Raw genomic sequence first — 24533 nt, forward strand, 5'->3', positions numbered from 1 at the left:
TTGTCCGCCGGTGGGCTGCATCGCCCTCACGCACATCATCCCGGCGAAGCCCGGGATGACGGTCGATGTGGGGACGAGTCCATCTGGGACGGGCGGCTTCTGACGCGTCCCTGATGGCGATGTCCGCACACCCCTCAGCCCCTCATTCCTTCGATGGCATCATCCTTCGCCCGCCGTCGATCACGGAACCTCCGAAGCGCCGATGCACCTGATCCTCCTCAGCGCCCTGTGCAGCGTCCTCGTTTCGGTGCTGCTCAAGCTCGCGCCGCGGGCGCGGCTCGATGTCGGACAACTGGTCACCTGGAACTATCTCGCCGCCGGCGCGCTGTGCGCGTGGCTGCTGCGGCCGCCGCTGCACAGCCTCACCCATCCCGACACGCCATGGGCCGCGCTGCTGGGGCTCGCGGTGGTGCTGCCGTCGCTGTTCCTCGTGCTCGGCGCGTCGGTGCGCGCGGCGGGCATCGTGCGAACCGACGTGGCGCAGCGACTGTCGTTGCTGCTGTCGCTGCTGGCAGCGTTCACGCTGTTCGGCGAACGGGCCGACGGGCTGCGGCTGCTCGGCCTCGCGCTGGGGCTGGTGGCCGTCGCCGGCATCGTCGCGCGGCCCGAACCCGCGCCTGTCGGCGCGGAACGACGGAGCTGGCTCCTGCTGCTCACCGTCTGGATCGGCTTCGCGCTGGTGGACGTGATGCTCAAGCGCATCGCCCTGGCGGGCACGCCGTCGATGGCGGCGTTGCAGGCCGCGTTCGCCATCGCCTTCGCGCTGATGTTCGCCACGCAACTCGTGCGCCAGTTGCGCGGGCGCACGCGGTTGTCATGGCGAAACTTCGGCGGCGGGCTGCTGCTCGGACTGCTGAATTTCGGCAACATCGTCTTCTACGTGCGCGCGCACCAGGCGCTGCCGGACAGCCCGTCGGTCGTGTTCGCGGCCATGAACATCGGCGTGGTCGTGCTGGGCACGCTGGTGGGCGTGTTCGCGTTCGGCGAGAAGACCAGCCGATGGAACCGCGCGGCGATCGTCCTGGCACTGGTCGCCATCGCGCTCATCGCGATGGCGCCGCGCGCGTAGCGGCGGCGGATTTGGCATAGTCGAACGCCGCCCCGCCGCCCCGCTCCACCATGCCCCGCCTGCTCGTCTTCCAGCACGTCGCCGCCGAACCGCTGGGCACGCTCGATCCGCTGATCCGCCGGCGCGGGCACCGCATCCGGTTCGCCAATTTCGAGCGGCAGCCGGATTTCGAGCCGAACGTGGACCGTTATCGCGGCCTCATCGTGCTCGGCGGGCCGATGAACGTCGAGGACCAGGCGCGGCGACCGCACCTGAAGACCGAACTGCGCGCGATCGAACGCATGCTCGAACAGGGCAAGCCCGTGCTCGGCATCTGCCTGGGCGCGCAGCTGCTCGCGCACGTGCTCGGCGCGCCGGTGCGGCGGCACGAGGCGCCCGAGATCGGCTGGTATCCGCTGCGAACGACGGACGCCGGCCGCGATGATCCGGTGCTTTCGCCGCTGGGCGACATGGCGCAGGTGTTCCAGTGGCATCGCTACAGCTTCGAGGTGCCGCGCGAGGCCACGCACCTGGCCAGCACCTCCGGCTGCGAGCACCAGGCCTTCCGCCATGGCGAGAACGCGTACGGCTTCCAGTTCCACCTGGAGATGGACGAGGCGCTGATCGAACGCTGGCTGCGCAATCCGGCGTATCGCGAGGAACTGGCGGAACTGGGCGGGCTCGATCCGGCGCGTGCCGATGTCGAGGCGATCCGGCGCCACACGCACGAGCACATCGCCGGCATGCAGGCGCGGGCGGACGAGGTGTTCAACCGCTTCCTCGATCTGGTCGGCCGGCCGCAGCGGCGGATCACGCTGCCTTCGCGCGAGTGGGTCTGAACTCCCGCGCGGGCTTGGTGTGAAAGCTCTAGAGCCGGGCGCGAAGGTGACCGGACCCCAGCCACTCCCATCGAGGGACCCCGCATGGCGAAGTTCAAGAAAGCGGCCGGCACCAGCACGGCACAGGGCGCACGCCCGCGCAAAAAGACCGGCACGCGGACCGAACAGCAGCAGGCCGACCAGCTCTCGCGCAGCCTGAGCGAATCGGCGCAGCAGATCTGGCTGGCCGGCGTGGGCGCGTTCTCGCGCGCGCAGGCCGAAGGCACGAAGCTGTTCGATGCGCTGATCAAGGAAGGCACGACACTGGAACAGACCGCACGCCGCCTCGCCGGCGGCCAGGCCGACGCGATGCGCGACGCGGTCGGCTCGAAGGTGGGCCAGGCGCGCGAACGCGCGGCGGACACCTGGGATCGCCTGGAAAAGGTGTTCGAGGATCGCGTGCAGCGTGCGCTGGTGAAGCTGGGCGTGCCCGGTCGCGACGATCTGAACGAACTCAGTCGCCGCGTCGATGCGCTCACGACCGAACTGCGCCGCCAGGGCGGCACCGCCGCTGCACGCAAGTCGCCCGCCGGCAAGTCGCCGGCCCGGAAGGCCACCGCCAGCCGGCAGGCGACGCAGGCGCCGGCCGCGCGCAAGTCGCCACGCAAGGCGACGCGCGCGCGATCCAGCGCGACGACCTGATCCCTACCGCTTCAAGGCCCGGCCCTCTCGCCGGACACCGACAAGCCCGCCAGTCCGCGTCTTCCGTATGCTCCCCTCCCCTTACGGTTTCGGACTGGCGGGCTTTCTCTTGCGCGCAGCCAACCGGCGCACGTGATCCGCGCCACACGGGGCGCCACGCCGCTGTCGTATAGTCGCCAGCCTCCGACATTTCCGGGCTGTGCATGCTGGCTGGCTTTTCCCTGACGATCGCGCTCCTCATCACCGTCCTGCTGGGCGCCGCCGCGACGGCGTGGCTGTGGCTGGTGCGTCGAAGGCAGGAGGAGACCGCCGCCGGCATCGGCGCGTTGGCCGACATGCGCTGGCGCGAGTTCTCGCGACTGGTGGTGGAAGCCTTGCAGGCGCGGGGCTTCGAAGCCGAATCGATCGAACAGACGCTCGAACGCGGCCCGCAGGCCGAACTGCGCCTGCGACGCGATGGCCGCACCTGGCTGCTGGCATGCAAGCTGGCCGCCGCGCGTTCGCGTCTGGGCGTGGCGACGGTGCGCGAACTGGCCGACTCGGTACGTTTCAACGGAGCCGCCGGCGGCCTGCTCGCCACGCCGGCGCGCATCGACGCGGACGCACGCAAGGCAGCCGATGGCCTGGAACTGTTCGACGGCAACGCGCTGTGGGCGCTGGTCGGCCCGATGCTGCCGGCCTCGCTGCGTGACGACCTCACCGCCAACGCACGCCGGCGCAGCGTGCGCGAGACCGCGCTGGCGTGGGTCGGGGCACTGGTGCTGGGCGTCGCGGCGGGGTTCGTGCCGGCGCTGATGCAGGACGACCCGGCGGCGGCGACGCCGGTCGAGGCACCCGCCGCGCCCACGCCGGCGCAACCGGCTTCGACTGGGCCACAGGTTCCCGTTGCGGATCCGTCGCTCGCCGCTCCCGCCGACCCGAACCGCGAGCAGTTCGAACGCGGCGAAGTGATCCACGCGATCGCCGCGCTGCCGTGGGTCGAACGCGTGATGTGGTCGACCAGTTCGACGCTGGTGATCCAGCAGCGCGAAGACGTGGACCAGCACGACGTGCACGAGGTCTGCAACGTCCTCGCGCGTTACGACGCGCTGCGCGCCTCGCGCCTGCAGCTGCAGCCGCCGGCGGCGAGCGAGCGGAAGGTGCGGTTCCTGCAGTGCCGGGCGTACTGAGGCCTTGAAGCCCCTCTCCTCCGGAAGAGCGGTCGGGGTGAGGGTCGGCGGTGGGGGATGCGACCCGATCGCCGGTGTGACAAGGCTTTTGTAGCCCGGGTAAGCGAAGCGCACCCGGGGATTTCGCGCACTACCCGGGTGCGCTTCGCTTACCCGGGCTACAAGAGCTACAAAGGCTACAAGAGCCACAAGACCGGCAACGATGCTGAGGTGCCCTCAGCCTGGATCCCGGCCTTCGCCGGGATGACGATGGTCAGTTGGTCCGTCGATCGACCGCGCTACCAATGCACCCCACGCATCAGCGCCGCGAACGCGATCTGCTCGCTGCTCGGCGCGACTTCGCCCTTCAGCGCCTGCTTGTCGCCGCGCGCGGCGGCGGAATCGGGGAACAATTCGAAGGCGGTGCTCATGATCACTTCGTAAGCCTTCGGGGCCAGTGCGTTCACCACCGAAGCGAAGATGCCCAGGCGCGTCGCAATGCGGCTGGGGCGTTCGATGATGCCCTTGATCACCAGGTCCGCCGCCTCTTCCGGCGTCAGCGTCGGCACGCTGTCGTACATCCGGGTCGGAGCGATCATTGGCGTCTTCACCAGCGGCATGTTGATCGTGGTGAAGCAGATGCCCTTGCCCGACAGTTCGCCCTGCGCGCATCGGCTCCACGCGTCCAGCGCGGCTTTCGACGCCACGTAGGCCGAAAAACGCGGCGAATTGGCGAGCACGCCGATCGAGCTGATGTTGATGATGTGGCCCTTCCGGCGCTGCGTCATGCCGGGCAGGAAACCCATGATCAGGCGCAGGCTGCCGAAATAATTCAGCTGCATCGTGCGTTCGAAATCGTGGAAGCGGTCGTAGCTGAGCTCGATCGAACGACGGATCGAGCGTCCGGCGTTGTTCACCAGCACGTCGCAACGGCCGTGCTCTTCCAGCACGGTTTTCACCAGGCGGTCGCAGTCGTCCATGTCCGCCAGGTCGGCGGTGTAGGCGAACACCTTGCCGCCGGCAGCGTTCATGTCGTCGCGGGCCTTGAACAGTTCCTCCTCGCCACGCGCGACGATGATCGTGATCGCGCCGGCTTCGGCCACGCGCTGCGCGGTCGCCAGGCCGATGCCCGACGAACCGCCGGTGATCACCACGACCTTGTTGCGCACCTTGCCCTTGAGGCTGCGGTCGACGAACAGGTCCGGGTCGAGGTGGCGTTCCCAGTAATCCCACAGCCGCCACGCGTAGGTGTCCAGCGCCGGCACGTGGATGCCGCTTCCCTTGAGCGCACGCTCGGCCTCGCGATTGTCGAAGCGAGTCGGGTAGGCGAGGAACTTCAACACCTGCTTGGGGATCTTGAAATCGCGCAGCAGCATGCCGACGAAACGCCGCACCGGCGGCAGGTTCGCCACCGCACCGCGCACGCTGCCGGGGATGAAGGCGAACATGCGCGCGTCGATGCGCATGGCCATCTCCGGCGAATGCCCGGCGCGCGCGAAGGTGTTGAGCACCTCGCCCACGCGCAACGGCTCGGGGTCGGTCAGGTGGAAACAGTGGCCGTCCAGGCGCGGCTTGTGTGCGATGTGGTCCATCGCGTCGACCACGTAATCCACGGGCACGATGTTGATGCGACCGCCTTCCAGGCCGAGCATCGGCATCCACGGCGGCAGCATCTCGCGCAGTTTCTTGAGGAAGGTGAAGAAGAAATACGGGCCGTCGATCTTGTCCATCTCGCCGGTGCGCGAGTGGCCGACCACCATGCCGGGACGATAGATGCGCCATTTCACGCGCGTTTCCCGCCGGACCAGCCCTTCGGAGTCGTGCTTGGTGCGAAGGTAGGGATCGTCCAGTCCCTCAGCTTCGTCGAACATGTCCTCGCGGAACACACCCGGATACAGGCCGGCGGCGGCGATCGAACTGGTGTGGTGGAACACGCCGGCTTCCAGCGCCGCCGCGAGATCCAGCGCATGCCGAGTGCCGTCGACGTTGGCCGCGTACTGGGCCTCCGGCTTGGCGGTGAGGTCGTAGATCGCCGCGAGGTGGAAGAAGTGCTTCACCTTGCCCTTCAGCGCACGCACCTGTGCGGCGGAGACGCCGCACGTTTCCTGCGTCATGTCGCCTTCGACCGGGACCACGCGCTTCATGTCCCAGGCCATCTTCTTCGCGACGGCGTCGAGCTTCCTGCGCGAATCCTTCCGCACCAGCACGTAGACCGTGCCCTTGCGCTGGCGGAGCAGCCGGTCGACCAGGAAGCGGCCGATGAAACCCGTGGCACCGGTGACGAAGTAGCTCATTGCCCTCTCCCCGACCTTGTGTCCGCCGCGCGGCGTGGCTCCTACGTTGCCAGAGGCCCCGCTCCGTCACAATTCCCCGCCGTATTGACCACCCCGACGGTGCGTGAGGTAATTCCGGCCACGATCCCGCCTCGCCGGAGGGCCGCCGCCATGGCCGACCTGCAGTCCGCTTTCGAACAAGCCGCGAAGGACGTCCAGGGCCTGCCCGAGCGCCCCGACAACGACACCCTGCTGCGCCTGTACGCGCTCTACAAGCAGGGCTCCGAAGGCGACGTCGCCGGGCCGAAGCCGGGGTTCTTCGATTTCGTCGGCACCGCCAAGTACGAGGCCTGGGCGAAGCTCAAGGGCATGTGCAGCGACGATGCCAAGCAGAAGTACATCGACCTGGTGAAAAAGCTGCGCGCCTGACACGCGCCGCAGCCGCCCGACACGACCGATGGCGAAGCAGACACGCCAGCGCATCCTCGACAGCGCATTGACGATGTTCAACGCCCTGGGCGAACCGAACGTCACCACCAACCACATCGCCGACGAGCTGGAGATCAGCCCGGGCAACCTGTACTACCACTTCCGCAACAAGGACGACATCATCGAGCAGTTGTTCGCGCGCTTCGAGGAGCGCATGGACGCCGCGCTCGCCGCGCCGCAGGGCCGCCTCCCCGGACTGGAGGACATCTGGCTGCAGCTGCACCTGGTGTTCGAATGCATCTGGGATTACCGCTTCCTGCATCGCGACCTGGTGGAGATCCTCAGCCGCAACCGTCGCCTGCGGCTGCGCTTCGCGCGCATCCTGCGACGCGCCAACGACCAGGCGCATACGGTGATGCGCGGGCTGGTGCAGGCGGGAATCATGCGTGCGTCGAAGGACGAACTCGCCGCCACGGCGACGAACGTGCTGGTCATCGCCACCTTCTGGCTGAACTACGCCGCCGCACGCGGCGACAAGGACGAACACGCGGCGATCCGCGACGGCATCGTGCAGGTGATGATGCTGCTGGCGCCGTTCCTTCGCGATGCGGAACGGGTGCATCTCAATACGCTGACGCGGGCGTATCTGGACTGAAAGGCACCTCGTCTCACTGCCCACTCCACCCGCAGGAACACCCGTCTCGCCCCTTGCCCCCCTTGCCAGCCCCCGGGCGCAGGCGGGATGCTGCGCGCTCGACCCGCACAGAGGCACCGCCGATGGCCGCGAAGTCCAGTTGGGCCGCCTTTCCGCACGATGCCAGGAGCTTCGCCTACGCCGGCGAGGGCCTGAAAAAAGCCTGGTCGAAGCTGCATGCCGGCGACGCGGAGCCCTACCCCGACGCGCGACGCGCGGCCACCCTCCTGGCCGCCGCTGGCAAGGCGGCGCCAAAAGGCATGGAAGCCGATTCGCTTGCTGCGGCGTTGCAGGACGCCTGGCGGGCCTTCCATCGCGGCGATTTCCAGGTCGCGTACGACGCGGGGGTGGCGCTAGGGCCGATCGGCGCCTCGGTGGCGGTGAAGGCACTCGGCATCCATACGACGTACCTGGTCCACGCGGACGAGGAGCGCCTGCGGCGGTTCGAACAGGGCGCGAAGCTGGCCGAAGCGGCCATCAAGGCGCTACCCGATGAAGCGAACAGCCATTACCGCTACGCCTTCGCGCTGGGCCGTTACAGCCAGGGACTGAGCATCGCCAAGGCGCTGAAGGCCGGGATTGCGGGCAAGGTCCGCGGGGCGCTGGAAGCCACGCTGGATCTTTCCCCCAAGCACGCCGAGGCGCACACCGCGATGGCGCTCTACCACGCCGAAATCATCGGCAAGGTCGGCGCGATGATCGGCGGCCTGACCTACGGCGCGAAAGCCGGGGAAGCGGAGAAGCACATCGCAACGGCGCTCAAGCTCACGCCCGACTCGCCGATCGCCCACATCGAACACGGCAACGTGTTGATGCTGCTGCACGGCGACAAGAAGGAAGATGCAGCCGCCGCCGAATACGAGAAAGCGGCCAGGCTCAAGCCGCTCGACGCGATGGAAGCGCTGGATGCGGACTACGCGGCATCGCAGCTGGAATAGCCTGGGTGCCGGGAGTCAGAGCTCCGGATGCAGCATCCCGAGGTAGCCCCGCTCCCGCGCCACGCGGGCGAGCGCCGGCAAGGTGCGCACCCCCAGCTTCACCATCAGGCTCGTGCGGTGGCGGTACAGGGTCTTCACGCTGATGCCGAGGTCGGCGGCGATCGCCTTGGGCGGCAGCTCGGACAGCAGGCCGCGCAGGGTTTCCAGTTCGCGCGGGGTCAGGCCGAAATCGCGCGGGCGGTCCACCGCCTGCCCGACGTCGCTGCTCAGCGCCACGTCGCCCTTCATCACACGGTCGAGCACCGTCACGAGTTCCGCGATCGCGGCGGTCTTGGTCACGTACCCGTGGGCGCCTTCGTCCAGCGCCCGCAGCACCACGCCCGGATCGCTGTGCATGCTGACGACGACCCGACGCACCTGCGGCAACTTCTTCCCGAGCGTGCGCAGCAGGACGAGGCCGCCTTCGGCGGTCGTCAGGCTGAGGTCGATGACCGCCACGTCGATGGGACGGATGCGGACGATCTCGAGCGCCTGCGCAGCGTCGGCGGCTTCGGCGACCACTTCGTAGCGGCCCGTATTGTGGAAAAGGCGTTTGAAGCCTTCCCGGACGATCGCGTGGTCGTCCACAAGGAGTGTGCGGATCATTCCGCGAGTTTCCTTGACCGCAAGGGCCGGTGTAAGCGGAATATTCTGATTGTGATGAGGAAGAGTCCCAATCGGACAGGGGTGTTGCCAACCTCCCGCCTCTTTGCGCTATACTGCGCAGCCCTTACGGGCGGTTAGCTCAGCGGTAGAGCACTGCTTTCACACGGCAGGGGTCACAAGTTCGAAACTTGTACCGCCCACCAGTTTCAGGCAAAGGCCGGCGAAAGCCGGCCTTTTGCTTTTTCCGATCCGACCCGCTCCCGATGTGAACCGGAGGCCCAGATGAACGGAACGCGCCTGTACCACAATCCGCGCTGCTCGAAATCGCGCGGCGCACTCGAACTCCTGCGCGAACGCGGCATCGAGCCCGGGATCGTGTCCTATCTGGAAACCCCGCCCTCCCCGGCCGAGTTGCGGAGCCTGCTCGACATGCTGGGCGTCCCCGCCCGCGCCCTGCTGCGCACCGGCGAGGACGAATACCGGGCGCTCGGCCTCGCCGATGAATCCCTGCCGGAGTCGGCGCTGATCGAGGCGATGAGTACCCATCCGCGCCTCATCGAACGTCCGATCTTCATGCACGGCGGGCGCGCCATCATCGGCCGCCCGCCGGAACGCGTGCTGGAGCTGCTCGACTAGCGCGCTCCGGTCAGAGCCGGGCGTCGACCTCGTCGCGCGGATACAGGCTCTTGATGTCGTAAAGCAGCGCCTGCGGCCGACCGTAGGCACGGGCGCCGGTCGCGCCGAGCTTCCGGAATTCGTCGTGCGCGACGGCCAGGACGATGGCGTCGTACACGCCGCGCTCGGGCTCGGCGACCAGCTCGATCCCATAGGCGGCGCGCGCCTCGCCCGCGTCGGCCCACGGATCGTGGATGTCCACCTTCGCGCGGTATTCGCCGAACTTCTGCGCCAGCTCCACCACGCGCGTGTTGCGAAGGTCGGCGCAGTTCTCCTTGAACGTGAGACCCAGGATGAGGATGCGCGCCCCCGCGACGGCGATGTCGCGCTGGATCATCAGTTTCACCACATCGGTCGCGACATGCTCGCCCATCGCGTCGTTGATGCGCCGGCAGGCCAGCAGGATGTCCGGGTAATACCCCGCGGCCTGCGCCTTCTGGATCAGGTAATACGGATCCACGCCGATGCAGTGCCCGCCCACCAGTCCGGGCCGGAACGGCAGGAAGTTCCACTTGGTCCCGGCCGCTTCCAGCACCTCGGTCGTATCGATCCCGAGCCGCTGGAAGATCAGCGCGAACTCGTTGACCAGCGCGATGTTCGCGTCGCGCTGAGTATTCTCGATGACCTTGGACGCCTCTGCCACGCGCAGGCTGGACACCTTGTGCGTCCCGGCCTTGATGATGCTGCGGTACAGCGCATCGACGAACGCAGCCGTCTCCGGCGTGGACCCCGACGTCACCTTCGGAATGTCGACCAGCTTGCGCTGCTTGTCCCCCGGATTGATGCGCTCCGGGCTGTAGCCGACGAAGAAATCCTGGTTGAACACCAGCCCCGACGCGCGCTCGAGTTCCGGCACGCAGATCTCCTCGGTCGCGCCCGGATAGACGGTGGACTCGTATATCACCGTATCGCCCTTCTTCAGCACGGTGCCGATGGTGCGGCTGGCCTCGATCAGGGGGCGGAAGTCGGGGCGTTTGTGTTCGTCTACGGGGGTGGGGACTGTGACGATGAAGACGTTGCAGTCGCGGAGAAGTGCGAGCTCCGAGGTGAACTGCAGACTGGTTGCCGACGCGATCTCGGCCGCATCGGCTTCACCATTGATATCCATTTTGCCGCGCAGTTCCATGACGCGCGACAGGTCGATATCGAAGCCGATGGTCGGGTGGGATCGACCGAACTCGATGGCCAGGGGCAAGCCCACGTACCCCAGGCCGATGACCGCGATTCGACACTCGTTGAGCCCCATCCACCATCCTCCGCAAGATCGCAGTCCCACTTGGGAAGGGACCGCCGCCAGCCATCATATCCGTCGCAGAGGGCGGGCAGCAGCTACTCGTCCCGGCTCATCCAGAGCCATGCCAAGCAGGCGCCGAATACACCTGCAAGCGCATCCGCTGCTGATGGGGTGCGATGCGGGAGTCCAGCCTGCGCGAGTTCGATCAGAACGGACACGCCTATGCACAGGGCGAAGAATGCGACCCTCGTCATGGACCGGAACAGCGCTAGCAGACTGGCACCGTATCTCTGACCGCGATTAACAGACGCGGACGATCAGCGGAGAGAATTTCTGATTGCAATACCATCCAAACGCAGGACTCCAGCGATCTGCGTATCCGCCAACGATCGTGACCGGAGCGAGAGCCCTATCCATTGCTGCTTGCAGTCGGCGGGGACTTCGAGCGACTGATCGACGCGCTTCCACGTGTCTTTGGCACCGCCCGACAGATCGACGCGTACGAGCTCGGCACCCGAAGCGCACCCCACTACAAGCGAGAAAGGTCTTGGCGCATTCGTCCCGTCATCGAACGCGGCGCTCAGCGTGTACGGCCCCGGAACCAGCGCCAGGCGCTGCGAAGGCGCGTGCAGGACAACCGCGCGGCCGCTGAAATCAATGCGAAGCGATTGTCTTCCCGATGCGGCACTCCCACGCTCCAACGAGATGTCGACGCCGGGCCCGCCGTCCCAGCTCCACGCGAACTCACCCGCGATTGGCTCAGCCTCTTCGAAGTCGCCGTCGAACACGTTTCCGGCCAGCGCACGCTCGCGAGGCCCGAGGCTCTGCAGCCAGGTGGTGCGTGCCGCGCTCGGCCGGCCAGCGCGCGCCAATGTGTCGATCAGCGCGGAACGCTCGAGAGGGGCCAGCGGCCGACGTGTGGACAGATCCTCGATCACCTCGGCCGCAATGGCCGGATCGGTCGAAGGAGCCATCAGGATCGACATCATGCGTCCCGTCCATGGTGGATCGGCTACAAGACTGTCGACGAGAGCGGTTCTGAGTGAGACGTCGTCAAGGTCCGGCGCGAGTGCCTGCAACAGGGCTTCGCCCAGGCCGGGTTCGACGCGCAGGATGGCATCGAGATGCTCGATACCCTCACCCGCCGCACCGCGCCTGAAAGCCTCGTCCATCAGGAACGCGTGCGCCTGCCAATCGCGCGGATCCCGCCGGACGGCGATGCGATACAGCTCCTGTGCGCGTTCGCTTGCACCGCGTCGGGCGGCGGCAATGCCGAGCATGCGGAAGGCGGTGCCGTCGACGGGACGATCGCGAAGCGCCGCATGCGCACGCGCCTCCATCATGGTCGGCCGGAGGTTGCCAGCATCGGCAAGTATCCGATCCGGACCGAGCGCCGGTCCATACTGCGTATCGACGCGGAGCAGGCACCAACCGCCGAACGCCAGCAGAGCAGACGCCGCCAAGCCAAGGAGAATCCGGCCCGGCGACGCCCCTGCACGTGCGCCGTTATCTCGCCTTCGGCGAGGCATGGTTGCCGTACCCGTAGCCGTAATGCTCTTCGCCGGCCTCCAGGTCGAAGCGCGTGAGCACCGCACCAATGACCCGTGCGCGTGCAAACTGGAGGCGGCGGATGGAAGCCTGCAACGCATCGATTCGCGTGGCCTGGGCCGCGACGACGATCATCGTCGCTTCCGCGTGGTTGGCCAGCAGCGGCGCATCGGCAAGGCCGAGGATCGGCGGGCCATCCAGGACGATGACGTCGAAGTGTTCGCGCAATTCGGCCAGAAGCTTCGGAAGTGCATCTCCGCCGAGCAGCTCGGGCGGATTCGGCGGCAGCGGGCCGGAGGTGATCACGCTGAGCGCACCATTGCGCCAGGACTGCACGGCCTCATCCAGTCCGCAGGCGCCGGACAGCAGGCTGGACAAGCCTCTTGCGGCCGACAGCCCCGTGCTCCTGTGCACGGATGCACCACGCAGATCCGCGTCGATAAGCAACACGCGCTTGCCGAGCTGCGCGATGTTCTGCGCGAGTTCCAGCGCGGTGGTGCTCTTGCCTTCGGATGGACCAGCCGAGGTGATCAGCATCGTGCCCGGAAGCCCGTGGGCGGTCGCGAACTGCAACGCGGTGCGAACGGAGCGATAGGACTCCGAGAACGCCGACCGCAGGTCGGACGCGGCCTCCTGCGGCGTCACACCGTCGGCCAGTCGAGGGATGGCGCCGAGTACCGCGAGATCGCTCGCCGCCTCCAGTGCCTTCGGATCGCGCACCGTGTTGTCGAGGTAATGCACCACGAACACCACGAGAACGCCAAGGAACACGCCGAGCACCAGCCCGATCGCAAGGTTCAACAACTTGCGCGGCGAGCTCGCCTTGGTTGGAGGCGTCGCCACGTCGATCACGGAGATGTTGTTCGCACCGATACCGCCGGCGACACCGATTTCCTTGTACCGCTGCAATAGCGCGTCGTAGAGCTGACGATTCTTCTCCGCCTCGCGTTTGAGGATGTTGTACTGGATCGACCGCTCCTGCAGGTCCAGCACGTCGCCCTTCAACGCGTCGATACGCGACTTGAGCAGGTTCTCCTGCGCAAGCGCCGCTTCGTAGTCGATTCTCACGGCCTGGCGGATATTCGACACCTCGGCCGCGATCTGCCGGTTCGCCTCGGCGATCTGCTGTTGCAGCTGCCTCATGTTCGGATAGTCGGGTTTGAACGTCGCCAGCGAGTTCTGGTAGTTCGCCTCCATCGCTGCCTTCTGTTCGCGCAACTTCTGGATCAGCAGGTTACCGACCACCTGCGGCAACGCCATGCCGTCGCCTTCGCTGGCCCGTTGCCAGAGTGCCTCCGCCTTCATCCGCGCGCCTTGGGCCGTGGCGAGCGCCGCATTGAGGTCGCTCAGGCTTTGTGCATCGAGCGATGGCTTGTCGTCGCTGACCGAGACGATATGCTCCTGCGCGGAGAACGCCACGACCTGCCGCTCTGAATCTTCCAGCCGGTCCTTGAGCTGCGCGAGGCGCTCTTCCAGGTACTTCTTCGCATACGAGGACGCCTGGAATCTTCGCTCCAGGTTGCTGGCGATGAATGCGGTGGCGTACGCATTGGCGACTTTGGCCGACAAGCCCGGATCGGGCGAATCGAAGTTCACGCGCACCAGACGCGAGTTCCGGATGGGTTCGATGGAAAGCGCTTCTAGCACGGGCTTCACGACGGCGTCCTCACGAAGCTGCCGGCGCAGACTGTTGTTCACGGGTTTGCCGTCGGCTCGCTCCTCCGCATCCTCGTCTGCTGCCTCGACGTACTTCTCGTACGTCGGTTCGGCGACCATCCTGAGGTCCTCGATGACCCGCTTGGCCAACGACTCGCTCTTCAGCAATTCGTACTGCGTCTGATAGAAGTCGCGGTCGAGCGGTGATTCGGTGGGCTCGATCGCCTCGAACGAAACCACCTTCATCGTGTCGCGCTCGATCTGCAACGTCGTTCCGGCGCGGTACGACGGCGTCGCTAGCAGAGTGAACACCAGCGCCAGGAACACAGTCGCGATCGCAGTCCCGGCGAACAGGCGCCAACGCCGGCGCAGGATGCCCCAGTATTCGAGGAGGTCGATGTGGTCCTCCTGGCCCTCCGCAGGCGTGGAGTATTCGACGATCGTGCTCATTGGTATGCCCTCCACACGGCCACGAAGGGCGCCAACTGGATCAGCGTCTTCAAGGTCTGCTTTCCCGTCGACGTGTCCACGATGATCAGGTCGTCGCCGTAGACGGCCGGGTCCGCATCCTCCCCGCGGCTGATCGCTGCGATGTCGAAGCGTGCGAACTGACGTTCGCCATCGACCGTTCGGAACACCAGGACGTTTCGCTCGCTGCCGACATCATTCAAACCTTCGGCGAGCGCCAGCGACTGCAGCAACGTCAACCGCGAACTCATCGGATAGATCCCCGGCTTCTTCACCGCGCCGCTGACGGTCACGCGCTGGCTGGAGAATTCCTTGACGAAAACGCTCACCTGCGGGTTCTGCAGATAGCGGTCGCGATAGCGACCCGCGATCTCCTGCTCCGCGTCGCCAACGGTGCGTCCGGCCACTTCCACGCCGCCGATCAGCGGCAGCGAAATCTGGCCGGCGTTGTTCACGCGGACTTCGCGATTGAGGTCCTGCACCTGGAAGACCGTCACGGCGAGGAGATCGCTCGGCCCGATGCGGTACTCGCTGTGGCCCAGGGCCTCGGTGACCGGGTCGGCTTCGGGCAGCGATGAAGCCGCACCGGGCGTTCCGTTCGCGGCGCATGCGGATAACAACAGAAGCAGGCACACGACACCTGCGCGGAACATTGAGCTCGACACCCGACACCTGAACTGACTGAAGGCAGCCAGCTATTATCGTGTTCGCTCCTGACGCACCGCCGTACCGGGACCGAGACTCTTTCTACGCGTGCCCGTTAGACGCGCGACCAGCGACCGAGCATCCGCGAGATCAATCCACCTTGCGAACCGCCTCCACTCGCGCGCCTCGCAGTGGCAAGGTTGATGGACGGCGCGGGCGGGAGATCGCCAGGCGGAAGGTTCTGCACGATTCCCGCCGGCCGCGTCACCACCAGGTGCTCGGCCTCTTCCCGCCCGACCAGACGCGTCGCCGCTTCGCGCGCTTCCATGAGGAACGGCGGGCGTCGTCGCGGATGATGCGCGTCGGTGGCGAGGATCATGCACAACCCTTCGCCCACGAAGCGCTCGGCGGCGGTCCGCGGCCGCGAACCGAAGCGCCCCGTCAGCGCACCCGCGGTGATCTGCATCCACGCACCGCGTTCGGCAAGCCGCGCGAACACGTCGAAGTGCGAATCCACCCAGCTCAATCGCTCGGGATGGGTAACGACGGGCACGATGCCCTGCGACATGAGCTGGAAGACCGCTTCCTCGAAGCGAGGCGGAGCGACATGATGGGGAGGCTCGAGCAGCAGATAGCGCGAGGCTGCGAGCGTGGGAATGCGTCCATTGCGAATGCCATCGGCAAGATCGGGCGCGAGATGAACGTCCGCGCCTTCCACCAGGGTCAGGGCGATGCCGTTCCCGGCAAGCTCGCTCCGAAACAGTTCGATTGCGCTGCGGATCCCGTCCGCCGTGTTCTCGTAGACGCCCGGGTAGATGTGCGGCGTGCACGCGATCGTCGTGATGCCGTCGGCGACGGCTAGCCGCGCCATTTCCAGTGCGGTGTCGAGATCGACCGGACCGTCGTCTATCGCTGGAAGGAGATGGCAGTGCAGGTCGTACATCGCGTGGATCCTGTGGCTGAACCGGAGTCTAGCGACGGATCCGCGATGCGATCGGCGGTGCGCGAGAAAGTATCAGCCAGCTGCGATGCGACGCCGATCAACCGCGGTGGTAGATCGTCAGATCGTCGCCGGCGGCGATCACCAGACTGTCCCCGGAGTATGAGAATCCGCACGCGTGGATTTCCGGGTCGCTCTCGATGCGCACGAACCGTGCGTCTTCGTCTTCATGGCACACGAACAACGCGCTCCCGGGCGGCACCAGCAGCACTTCCTGCGTCGGCCATTCGAGCGTGACCAGTTCCAGCGACCAGCCATCGTGCGTGGCGCGCGGCAAACCGCCGCCCTTTCGGCCTGCGATGACGATATCGGTGTGTTCGAGCGGACCGATGCCCTTCGCCTGGAGCAGGTGCGTCGGCTTGGCATCGTGCTGCGTGCCGCTCTTGCGTGCGATCTTTTCGCCCGTGGCGCAATCGATCACGCCCCGGCCGTCACGCGAAAGAACCAGCAGCAGTTCGCTGTCGCGATCGAACCCGATGGCATCCAATTGCGGCACCGCGAACACGCCCGACACGCGCCAAGGAGACGGCGGCGCCGCCAGCGGTGTCGTGCGGATCTGCCGTCGGATGGGGCCGAGGTATCGTGCCGCGGATTCGCGCTCCGCGCGTAGGCGTCGTGTACGAAGGAGTGTGAGCATCGGCAATGCATGCTCGGCACGCCGGATGGGAGCGCCGGGAACGATCGATGGGAACCCGCCGGGAAGTTCCTGCGGTACGGACACGCAGGCGGAGTCGCTCGCGATGTCGAAATGGTAGGAAGCGGCGTTCGCCACAGCCATGGGAATTGTCCGATTCCGCGTCGGAAAATCCTGATGCGCCTCTTTCGACTGGTGCCCGGACCCGGGATCGAACCGGGACGGCCGCGAGGCCGGCGGATTTTAAGTCCGCTGCGTCTACCTGTTCCGCCATCCGGGCTGGAGCGCGTGCGTAGCTTACGCGACGGCGATGCGTCGGCTGCATGGACGACGCCAAAGAAAAAGCCCGACCTTTCGGTCGGGCTCGTCTTGCTGGAGGCCTGGGTCGGAATTGAACCGGCGTACGCGGATTTGCAGTCCGCTGCATAACCACTCTGCCACCAGGCCGGTGACTCGAATCCGCTGGCCGGATTCTTTCATATTCCAGCCCCGTTCACGCATGGGGGCCTGAAACGACAAGGCCCCGAGAACGGGGCCTTGTCAGAAACTGGAGCGGGAAACGAGACTCGAACTCGCGACCCCGACCTTGGCAAGGTCGTGCTCTACCAACTGAGCTATTCCCGCTGAGGAAGCGACATTTTAGGCATGGAATGAAAAGTGTCAACACCTTTTTCACTCCGTGGGAGGCCCCGTCACCGGGCTTCCCGAACCGCCGATCGGGCTGCCATCTCCCGGTCGGATCATCGAACGCGTCGGCGTTCGCGATGCGCATATTCTCTATGAACGCGCGTCTTCGCGCAATACCGGCCACGCTGCACGAAGGTAGGCAAATCCCGACCACAGCGTCAGCAATGCCGCAGCAGCCAGCAACCATTCACCGATCAGGAAAATGTTCAGTCCGAGGAACGGTTCCTGGTACAGCAGGCACACCAGCGCCACCATCTGCACGATGGTCTTGATCTTGCCGATCGTCGCGACCTTCACGGTGGCGCGCTGGCCGAGTTCGGCCATCCACTCGCGCAGCGCCGATACCGCGATTTCGCGACCGATGATCACCGCCGCCCACAACGCCATCCACACGGTCGGATGCTTCTGCACGGTGAGCAGCAGCGCGATGGCGACCATCAGCTTGTCGGCCACCGGGTCGAGGAACGCGCCGAACGCCGAGAACTGGTTGTAGCGGCGCGCGATCCAGCCATCGAGCCAGTCGGTGATGGACGCGAACGCGAAGATGAAAGCGGCCGCGAAGCTCGTCCACTTGTAGGGCAGGTAAAAGACCAGCACGAGCACCGGGATCAGCATGATCCGGAGCAAGGTCAGCATGGTGGGTACGGTCAACTTCATCCTTCGCTCCGTGCGTTGCTGGTGGGTTCGGGTGCTTCCGGTTGCGTGGGCCGTTCGAGAGGTTTATCGGGCAAGTCCAGGCCATGAAGGGTCGCATAGATGCGCTCGGCGAGCGCTTCGTTGATGCCGTCCACGCGTGCGATTTCCTCGATTCCCGCCGCCTTCAGCCCGCCCAGTCCGCCGAAATGCCGCAACAGGTTAGCGCGCCGGCGCGGGCCGATGCCGGCGATGTCTTCCAGCCGGCTGGTGTTGCGCGCCTTCTGGCGGCGGCCACGGTGGCCGGTGATGGCGAAACGGTGCGCTTCGTCGCGGACCTGCTGCACCAGCTGGAGGGCGGGCGACTCGGCGCCCGGACGCACGGTCCGTCCGTCGGGAAGCAGGAGTTCCTCCTCGCCCGGGCGGCGCTCGGGGCCCTTCGCCACGCCGACGAGCGCGACGCCTTCCACGCCCAGGTCGTCCAGCACCGCCCTCGCCTGTGCCACCTGGCCGGCACCGCCGTCGATCAGCAGGATGTCCGGCGTCACGCCGCCCTCCTCCACCGCGCGGCGGAAGCGGCGCTCGATCGCCTGGTGCATCGCGGCGTAATCGTCGCCCGGTTCGATGCCGGCGATGTTGAAACGGCGGTACTGCGAGCGCACCGGCCCCTGCGCGTCGAACACCACGCACGAGGCCACGGTCGCCTCGCCCATGGTGTGGCTGATGTCGAAGCATTCGATGCGCGAAGGCAGCGCCTGCAGGCCGAGCAGGTCGCGCAGTCCGTCCGCGCGCGCGTGCTGCGCGGCGTGGCTGGTGCGTTCGGCGGCGAGCGCCAGTTCCGCGTTGCGACGGGCCAGATCGACGTAACCGGCGCGTTCGGCGCGCACGTTGCATTTGATCTGCACGCGGCGATCGGACGTGCTCGACAACGCATGTTCGATCAGTTCGCGATCGGGAATGTCGCGATCGAGCACGATCTCGCGCGGCGGCGTCTGCTCGCCGTAGTACTGCGAAACGAATGCGGCCAGCACTTCCTCGGCGTTCTCGCTGCCGTTGGTCTTCGGGAAGAACGCGCGCGTGCCGAGATTGCGACCGTCGCGGAACGCGAGCAGCAGCACGCACGCGGTGACGCCGTGCGTCGCGATCGCCAGCACGTCGAGGTCGGCCGCGCGGCCGTCGACGTATTGCCGCGCCTGAAGGCTGCGGATCGACTGCACCAGATCGCGCAGGCGTGCGGCTTCCTCGAAGTCGAGCCGCACGCTCGCCGCTTCCATCGACTTGACGAGTTCCTCGCTGAGCTCATCACTGCGGCCTTCGAGGAACAGTCCGGAACGTCGCACGCTTTCGGCGTAATCGCGCGCGGCGACGAGGCCGACGCACGGCGCGCTGCAGCGTCCGATCTGGTGCTGCAGGCACGGCCGCGAACGGTTGCGGAACACGCTGTCCTCGCAGCTGCGCAGCTTGAACAGTTTGTGCATCAGGTTGAGCGTGTCGCGCACGGCGCCAACGCTCGCGTACGGGCCGAAATAGCGGCCGGGAATCGCACGCGGCCCACGATGCATGGCGATGCGCGGCCACGCTTCCTGCGTCATCAGCACGTAGGGGTAACTCTTGTCGTCGCGCAGCAGCACGTTGTAGCGCGGCTTGAGCGACTTGATCAGCTGGTTTTCCAGGATCAGCGCTTCGGCCTCGGTGCGCGTCACCGTGACTTCCATGCGCGCGGTCTGCGCCAGCATCGCCATGATGCGGGCCGACTTCGGCGTCGCGTTGAAATAACTGGAAACGCGGTTCTTCAGCGCGCCGGCCTTGCCGACGTAGAGCACGCTGTCGTCCGCCGCGATCATCCGGTAGACGCCGGGCGCGGTGCTCAGGTGCTTGACGAAGGCCTTGCCGTCGAAGGCCGGTGCGGCGTCACGACTCATGAATGCGCGGGCCCTGCACAGCCCGGGCCGGGGCACGCCCGGACGCGTCGCGCGGTGGCGGCGTGGGACGGGACGATGGCGGGAATGGCGGTCATGAACATCGGCTCAGGAATGGGGCCGATTATGCGACAGGGCAAGGCGAAAGGCCGTTCCGGACGTGTCCGTGTCGGTCACAGGCGACTGGAAACGCGCGTTCAGCCCAGGCGCGACGGGTATTCATGGCGCAATCGCGCGATGACCCCGTCGGCGGCGCGATCCAACAGCTGGTAGACATGCTCGAACTGCGACGCACCGCCGGTGTACGGGTCGGGAATCTCGCCTTCGTCCTCCACGCCCGCCCAGTCCAGCAGCAGCGCGATGCGCGCGTGCGAATCGGCCGGCGCGCGCGCCCGCACGTCGCGCAGGTTGGCGCGATCGGCGCAGAGCAGCCAGTCGAAGCGGCGGTAATCCGATGCGGACAACTGGCGCGCACGCAGGCCGGCGATGTCGACGCCGTGGCCGGCGGCATTCGCGATCGCCCGCCGGTCCGGCGGCTCGCCGACGTGCCAGTCGCCGGTCCCGGCAGAATCCAGCTCCACGCGCCCGGCCAGGGTCGAGGTGGCGATGCGTGCGCGCAATACGCCCTCGGCGACCGGCGAGCGGCAGATGTTGCCCAGGCAGACGACGAGAAGTCGGACGGGCTCAGCCATGGCCGGCGGAAATCCAGGCTTCGGCGCGGGCGAGGTCTTCGGGCGTGTCGACGCCGGGCGGGAATGGCGCGGGCGTGATGCCCACGGCGATGCGGAAGCCGGCCTCGAGCACGCGCAGTTGCTCCAGCGATTCGATCGCCTCCAGCCGCCCCGGCGGCAGCGCCGCGAAGCGCTGCAGGAAGCCGGCGCGATAGCCGTAGATGCCGATATGGCGCAGCCACGGCCCGCCTTCCGGCATGCGGCTGCGATCGCGCGCGAAGGCGTCTCGCGGCCACGGGATCGGCGCGCGGCTGAAATACAGCGCGCGGCCGTCCTCGCCGCGGACGAGCTTGACCGCGTTCGGATCGAACAGGGTTTCGACGTCGTTCACTGGCGCGGCCAGCGTCGCCATCTCGGTATCGCCCGCGCGCATGAGCTCGGCGACCGCGCGGATGCCGGCCGCCGGCGCGAAGGGTTCGTCGCCCTGCAGGTTCACCACGATCGTCTCGTCGCTCCAGCCGGCGAGGCGGGCGCATTCGGCGAGGCGGTCTGTGCCGGAAGCATGATCGGGCGAGGTCATCGCCACACGCACCCCCGCGCCGTCCAGCGCGCGGGCGATGCGGTCGTCGTCGGTGGCGATCCACACCTCGCGCGCACCGGCCGCGAGCCCACGCCGCGCGACGTGCAGAACCAGCGGCTCGCCCGCCAGTGCGCGCAGCGGCTTGCCCGGCAGGCGGCTGGCGGCGTAGCGCGCCGGAATCGCGACGACGAAATCGGGCGTGTTCATGCGGTCGTGTTTCCTGGTGCGCCACGGTAGTGCGATGCCTTCGCCGCGACGCGGTCGAGCAGGCTTACCCAGAAGGCCTCCGGCAGCTCCGCGCGCACCGGCACGCTGAAAAAACGATCGTCGGCGAAGGCGGCGCACTTGACCGCGTCCTTCTCGGTCATGAGCACCGGCAGTTCGCGGCTGCCGAATTCGACATCCTCGGCCTGGTACTGGTGGTGATCCGAAAATGCATGCGGCACGACGGCGATGCCGAAGTCGCGCAGCGTCGCGAAGAAGCGCTCCGGATCGCCGATGCCGGCGACCGCATGCACGCGCTGGCCGGAGAACGAACCAAGCTTGCGCGCGCGTCCGCCCAGCATGGGATCGGCCGCGTCGGCGAGCAGCCGCATCGACCATTCGCCGAAGCCGGTGTCGGCGCCGCCGGTGCCCACGTTCACTACGCGGAAATCGCAGTCCTGCGCGCGCTCGGGGAGTTCGCGCAACGGGCCGGCGGGTAGCAGGCGGCCGTTGCCGTAACGGCGGCGGCCGTCGACGACTTCGATCTCGATGTCGCGTGCGAGGCGGTAGTGCTGCAGGCCGTCGTCGCAGATGACCAGGTCGCAACCCGCGTCCGCCAGCGCCTTCGCGGCAGCGGCGCGGTCCTTGTCCACGCGCACGGGTGCGCCGGTGCGCTGCGCGATCAGCACCGGTTCGTCGCCGGACTCCGAGGCGTCGCTGCGCGTGTCGACCCATCGCGCGGTCCCGGCATCGCTGCGGCCATAGCCACGACTGGCGACGCCGGGGTTCCAGCCTTCCGCGCGCAGGCGTTCGACCAGGGCGATCGTCAGCGGCGTCTTGCCCGCGCCACCGGCGGTGAGATTGCCGACGACCAGCACCGGCACGCCCGGATGGCGCCGCTTGAACCAGCCCTTGCGATACGCGCCGCGACGCAAGCCGCTGAGCGCGGCGTACACGCCCGACAGCAGGCGCGCGCCGACCGGCACCGGCAGGTCGCCGTACCAGTACGCCGGAGGATTCACCGGGCCTTTGCTCACCGTGCCCTGCCCTTCTGATTCGTCACCGCGCCGGTCTTCATCGAACCCGTGTTCATTCGGCTTCCCGGAACTGCATGCGATGCAGGTGCGCGTAGAGCCCGCCCATCGCGAGCAGCTGCGCGTGCGTCCCGCGTTCGACGATGCGGCCCTGGTCCAGCACCAGCACCTGGTCGGCATGTTCGATCGTCGACAACCGATGCGCGATCACCAGCGTGGTGCGGTTGGGCATCAGCGTCTCGAGCGCGCCCTGCACGAGGCGCTCGGATTCGGTGTCGAGCGCCGCGGTGGCTTCGTCGAGGATCAGGATCGGCGCGTCCTTCAGCATCGCGCGCGCGATCGCCAGGCGCTGCCGCTGACCGCCCGACAGCCGGCCGCCCTTGGCGCCGATGTCGGTCTGCAAACCTTCGGGAAGGCGTTCGACGAACTCCATCGCATTGGCGCCGCGCACCGCGCGTTCGAGCGTCGCGGCATCGGCCGTCTGCATCTCGCCGTACGCGACATTCGCCGCGATGGTGCCGTCGAACAGCATCACCTGCTGTCCGACGAGTGCGACCTGGCGGCGCAGGTCGGCGAGCCGGTAATCCTGCAGCGGATGGCCGTCGAGCAGGATCTCCCCGCTCTCGACGTCGTAGAAGCGCGGAATCAGCTTGATCAGCGTCGACTTGCCGCTGCCGGAACGGCCGACGATCGCGGTGACCGTGCCGGGGCGCGCCTCGAACGTGATGTCGGACAACGCGGGCTCGGCCTGGCCGGGATAGCGCGCGGTGACGTGGCGGAATTCGAGCAGGCCCTGTGCGCGTTCGAGCGGGAGCGTTCCGGTGTCGATCTCGTCCGGCGTGTCGATCACGTCGAACAGGCGCTCGGCCGACGCGACGCCACGCTGCAGCATGCCCTGCACGTTGGTGAGCTGTTTCAGCGCGGGAATCACGGCGAGCATCGCGACCATGAGGCTCACGAATTCGCCGGCGGTCAGGCGGCCCTGCATGGCTTCGCGCCCGGCAAAGAACAGCAGCATCGCCAGCCCGATGGCGCCCATCAGCTGCACCATCGCCGAGGAGATGCTGCGCGTGGATTCGACCTTCAGGCTCAGGCGCAGGTGGTGGTTCGCCTGGCCGCTGTAACGCGACAGCTCGGTGGCCTGCGCGCCGTAGACCTTTACTTCCTGGTGATTCGACAGCGCCTGGTCGGCCGATTGCAGCAGTTGCGCACCGCTCTCCTGGATGCGATGGCCGATGCGGCGGTAACGGCGACCGACCTTGTCCATCGTCCACGCCAGCAACGGACCGAGCAGGAGTACCGCGAGCGTCACGCGCCAGCTCGTGTAGAGCATGACGCCCAGCATCACCAGCACCTGCAGCGATTGCTGCAGCATCACCTTGGCCGCGTCGATCGCGGCCTGAGCGACCTGGTCGCTGTCCGAGCCCAGGCGCGTGAGCATCGAGGACACCGGCTCGGTGTCGAAGCGCAGGCCCGGCAGGCGCAGGTACTTGCCAAGGACCTGCACGCGCAGGTCACGCGCGATGCTGCGGCCGGCGCGCGCCATGAACGTGTCGGTGAGGTAGCCCGCGACGCCGCGTGCGATGAAGATGCCGACGATCGCCAGGGGCAGCAGGAGGTTGACGCTCGGATTGCGGGTGACGAACGTCTCGTCGACGATCGGGTTCATCAGCTTGGTGAACGCGCCCGCGGCCGCCGCCTCAATCAGCATGCCGAACAGCGCGATCACGAGCACGCCGCGGTACGGCGTGACGAAATGCAGCAGCCGGCGATACGTCTTCCATGGCGACACGTCGTCGCTCACCTCGAAGCCTCCGCGGCGGCTTCGCGCGTCTGCGGCGCGGTTGCGTTCATCACCTTTCGGAAGCCGAGCTGGCCGAGTGCGTCGTACACGGTGACGACGGCCTGGTACGGCGTGCGCGCGTCGGCGCGCAGCATGACAGGGCGATCACGGTCGCTCCCGGCGACCTCCGCGATCGTGCTCTTGAGCGATTCGACATCGCTGCGCAGCACTTCGCGATCGTCGACGAAATAGCGGCCGTCGGCGTTCACCAGCACGATCAACGCCTTGGACGTGTCGTTGGCGGCTTCGCCGGTCGCGCGCGGCAGTTCGAGCTTGAGCACCGATCGCGCGTCGAACGTGGCGGTGACGACGAAGAAGATGATCAGCACCAGGATCACGTCGATGAGCGGCACCAGATCGATGTGCGGCTCGTCGTCGGCGCGGTGGTCGCGGATACGCATCGTACG

The 24533-nt window shown here is 67.2% G+C and carries 23 protein-coding genes, 4 tRNA genes and 1 pseudogene; 9 read left to right on the forward strand and 19 right to left on the reverse strand.

Features of this window, described 5'->3' with window-relative positions; translation table 11 throughout:
- Window positions 1-202 precede the first annotated feature (202 nt).
- The 4 genes from AC3ANK_RS10855 to AC3ANK_RS10870 all read left to right on the forward strand — a co-directional run bounded on the left by AC3ANK_RS10855 (window position 203) and on the right by AC3ANK_RS10870 (window position 3737).
- Window positions 203-1069, forward strand: coding sequence for an EamA family transporter (locus AC3ANK_RS10855; protein WP_484171148.1), 867 nt, complete (start codon window positions 203-205; stop codon window positions 1067-1069).
- A gap of 50 nt (window positions 1070-1119) precedes the next feature.
- Window positions 1120-1887 carry a type 1 glutamine amidotransferase gene (locus tag AC3ANK_RS10860; protein WP_484171149.1) on the forward strand — a complete coding sequence of 256 codons (768 nt, stop codon included), beginning with the start codon at window positions 1120-1122 and terminating at the stop codon, window positions 1885-1887.
- An 84-nt stretch (window positions 1888-1971) separates the two neighbouring features.
- A complete protein-coding gene (locus AC3ANK_RS10865) occupies window positions 1972-2568 on the forward strand; it encodes a phasin family protein (protein ID WP_484171150.1) in 597 nt (198 codons plus the stop codon).
- 203 nt (window positions 2569-2771) lie between these two features.
- Window positions 2772-3737, forward strand: coding sequence for a restriction endonuclease (locus tag AC3ANK_RS10870; protein ID WP_484171151.1), 966 nt, complete (start codon window positions 2772-2774; stop codon window positions 3735-3737).
- A 278-nt stretch (window positions 3738-4015) separates the two neighbouring features.
- Here the strand turns inward: AC3ANK_RS10870 and AC3ANK_RS10875 are convergent, their stop codons facing one another.
- A complete protein-coding gene (locus AC3ANK_RS10875) occupies window positions 4016-6010 on the reverse strand; it encodes an SDR family oxidoreductase (RefSeq protein ID WP_484171152.1) in 1995 nt (664 codons plus the stop codon).
- Between the two features lie 150 nt (window positions 6011-6160).
- Here AC3ANK_RS10875 and AC3ANK_RS10880 point away from each other — a divergent pair, with 150 nt between their 5' ends.
- The 3 genes from AC3ANK_RS10880 (at window position 6161) to AC3ANK_RS10890 (ending at window position 8050) form a co-directional block, all read left to right on the forward strand.
- Window positions 6161-6418, forward strand: a complete 258-nt coding sequence (locus AC3ANK_RS10880; RefSeq protein ID WP_206860823.1) for an acyl-CoA-binding protein — start codon at window positions 6161-6163, stop codon at window positions 6416-6418.
- 28 nt (window positions 6419-6446) lie between these two features.
- Window positions 6447-7073: a TetR/AcrR family transcriptional regulator gene (locus AC3ANK_RS10885; protein ID WP_484171153.1), complete on the forward strand. Its 627-nt coding sequence runs from the start codon at window positions 6447-6449 to the stop codon at window positions 7071-7073.
- 122 nt (window positions 7074-7195) lie between these two features.
- Window positions 7196-8050 carry a tetratricopeptide repeat protein gene (locus AC3ANK_RS10890; RefSeq protein ID WP_206860825.1) on the forward strand — a complete coding sequence of 285 codons (855 nt, stop codon included), beginning with the start codon at window positions 7196-7198 and terminating at the stop codon, window positions 8048-8050.
- A gap of 15 nt (window positions 8051-8065) precedes the next feature.
- Here AC3ANK_RS10890 and AC3ANK_RS10895 read toward each other — a convergent pair whose 3' ends face one another.
- Window positions 8066-8695, reverse strand: coding sequence for a response regulator (locus AC3ANK_RS10895; RefSeq protein ID WP_484171154.1), 630 nt, complete (start codon window positions 8693-8695; stop codon window positions 8066-8068).
- A gap of 128 nt (window positions 8696-8823) precedes the next feature.
- Here AC3ANK_RS10895 and AC3ANK_RS10900 point away from each other — a divergent pair.
- Together AC3ANK_RS10900 and arsC are read left to right on the forward strand one after the other, a co-directional pair.
- Window positions 8824-8898, forward strand: a tRNA-Val gene (locus AC3ANK_RS10900).
- 79 nt (window positions 8899-8977) lie between these two features.
- The gene (gene arsC / locus AC3ANK_RS10905) at window positions 8978-9331 is read left to right on the forward strand and encodes an arsenate reductase (glutaredoxin) (protein WP_206860827.1); all 354 of its coding nucleotides are present in this window, start codon (window positions 8978-8980) and stop codon (window positions 9329-9331) included.
- A gap of 10 nt (window positions 9332-9341) precedes the next feature.
- Here the strand turns inward: arsC and AC3ANK_RS10910 are convergent, their stop codons facing one another.
- From AC3ANK_RS10910 to AC3ANK_RS10990, 17 genes and pseudogenes are all read right to left on the reverse strand, one after another.
- The gene (locus AC3ANK_RS10910; RefSeq protein ID WP_484171155.1) at window positions 9342-10616 is read right to left on the reverse strand and encodes a nucleotide sugar dehydrogenase; all 1275 of its coding nucleotides are present in this window, start codon (window positions 10614-10616) and stop codon (window positions 9342-9344) included.
- A 305-nt stretch (window positions 10617-10921) separates the two neighbouring features.
- Complete coding sequence (locus AC3ANK_RS10915) at window positions 10922-12067, reverse strand: tetratricopeptide repeat protein (protein WP_484171156.1); 1146 nt, start codon at window positions 12065-12067, stop codon at window positions 10922-10924.
- A 43-nt stretch (window positions 12068-12110) separates the two neighbouring features.
- Window positions 12111-12905 carry a CpsD/CapB family tyrosine-protein kinase gene (locus tag AC3ANK_RS10920; RefSeq protein WP_484172868.1) on the reverse strand — a complete coding sequence of 265 codons (795 nt, stop codon included), beginning with the start codon at window positions 12903-12905 and terminating at the stop codon, window positions 12111-12113.
- Window positions 12882-14273: pseudogene (locus tag AC3ANK_RS10925) on the reverse strand (GumC family protein); the annotation flags it as partial. The gene AC3ANK_RS10920 and the pseudogene AC3ANK_RS10925, both read right to left, overlap by 24 nt.
- The gene (locus AC3ANK_RS10930) at window positions 14255-14929 is read right to left on the reverse strand and encodes a polysaccharide biosynthesis/export family protein (RefSeq protein WP_484171157.1); all 675 of its coding nucleotides are present in this window, start codon (window positions 14927-14929) and stop codon (window positions 14255-14257) included. The gene AC3ANK_RS10930 and the pseudogene AC3ANK_RS10925, both read right to left, overlap by 19 nt.
- Before the next feature lie 107 nt (window positions 14930-15036).
- The gene (locus AC3ANK_RS10935; RefSeq protein ID WP_484171158.1) at window positions 15037-15864 is read right to left on the reverse strand and encodes a tyrosine-protein phosphatase; all 828 of its coding nucleotides are present in this window, start codon (window positions 15862-15864) and stop codon (window positions 15037-15039) included.
- Window positions 15865-15961: 97 nt separating this feature from the next.
- Entirely contained in the window at window positions 15962-16693 is a 732-nt protein-coding gene (locus AC3ANK_RS10940) for a hypothetical protein (RefSeq protein ID WP_484171159.1), read from the reverse strand.
- A gap of 55 nt (window positions 16694-16748) precedes the next feature.
- Window positions 16749-16835, reverse strand: a tRNA-Leu gene (locus tag AC3ANK_RS10945).
- A 93-nt stretch (window positions 16836-16928) separates the two neighbouring features.
- Window positions 16929-17002, reverse strand: a tRNA-Cys gene (locus tag AC3ANK_RS10950).
- Between the two features lie 101 nt (window positions 17003-17103).
- Window positions 17104-17179, reverse strand: a tRNA-Gly gene (locus AC3ANK_RS10955).
- A 153-nt stretch (window positions 17180-17332) separates the two neighbouring features.
- On the reverse strand, window positions 17333-17899 hold the full coding sequence (gene pgsA, locus AC3ANK_RS10960; RefSeq protein WP_206860833.1) for a CDP-diacylglycerol--glycerol-3-phosphate 3-phosphatidyltransferase: 567 nt from the start codon (window positions 17897-17899) through the stop codon (window positions 17333-17335).
- Window positions 17896-19797: an excinuclease ABC subunit UvrC gene (gene uvrC, locus AC3ANK_RS10965; RefSeq protein WP_484171160.1), complete on the reverse strand. Its 1902-nt coding sequence runs from the start codon at window positions 19795-19797 to the stop codon at window positions 17896-17898. Before uvrC ends, pgsA begins: the two co-directional genes overlap by 4 nt.
- 194 nt (window positions 19798-19991) lie before the next feature.
- Entirely contained in the window at window positions 19992-20486 is a 495-nt protein-coding gene (locus AC3ANK_RS10970) for a low molecular weight protein-tyrosine-phosphatase (protein ID WP_206860835.1), read from the reverse strand.
- A complete protein-coding gene (gene kdsB / locus AC3ANK_RS10975; protein WP_206860836.1) occupies window positions 20479-21252 on the reverse strand; it encodes a 3-deoxy-manno-octulosonate cytidylyltransferase in 774 nt (257 codons plus the stop codon). Before kdsB ends, AC3ANK_RS10970 begins: the two co-directional genes overlap by 8 nt.
- Window positions 21249-22286: a tetraacyldisaccharide 4'-kinase gene (gene lpxK, locus AC3ANK_RS10980; RefSeq protein WP_484171161.1), complete on the reverse strand. Its 1038-nt coding sequence runs from the start codon at window positions 22284-22286 to the stop codon at window positions 21249-21251. Before lpxK ends, kdsB begins: the two co-directional genes overlap by 4 nt.
- A 52-nt stretch (window positions 22287-22338) precedes the next feature.
- The gene (gene msbA, locus AC3ANK_RS10985) at window positions 22339-24087 is read right to left on the reverse strand and encodes a lipid A export permease/ATP-binding protein MsbA (RefSeq protein WP_484171162.1); all 1749 of its coding nucleotides are present in this window, start codon (window positions 24085-24087) and stop codon (window positions 22339-22341) included.
- The gene (locus tag AC3ANK_RS10990; protein ID WP_206860838.1) at window positions 24084-24527 is read right to left on the reverse strand and encodes an ExbD/TolR family protein; all 444 of its coding nucleotides are present in this window, start codon (window positions 24525-24527) and stop codon (window positions 24084-24086) included. The genes msbA and AC3ANK_RS10990 overlap by 4 nt, the downstream gene beginning before the upstream one ends.
- Window positions 24528-24533: the final 6 nt, after the last annotated feature.

It is taken from the genome of Lysobacter sp. SCRH-1R (assembly GCF_057747855.1).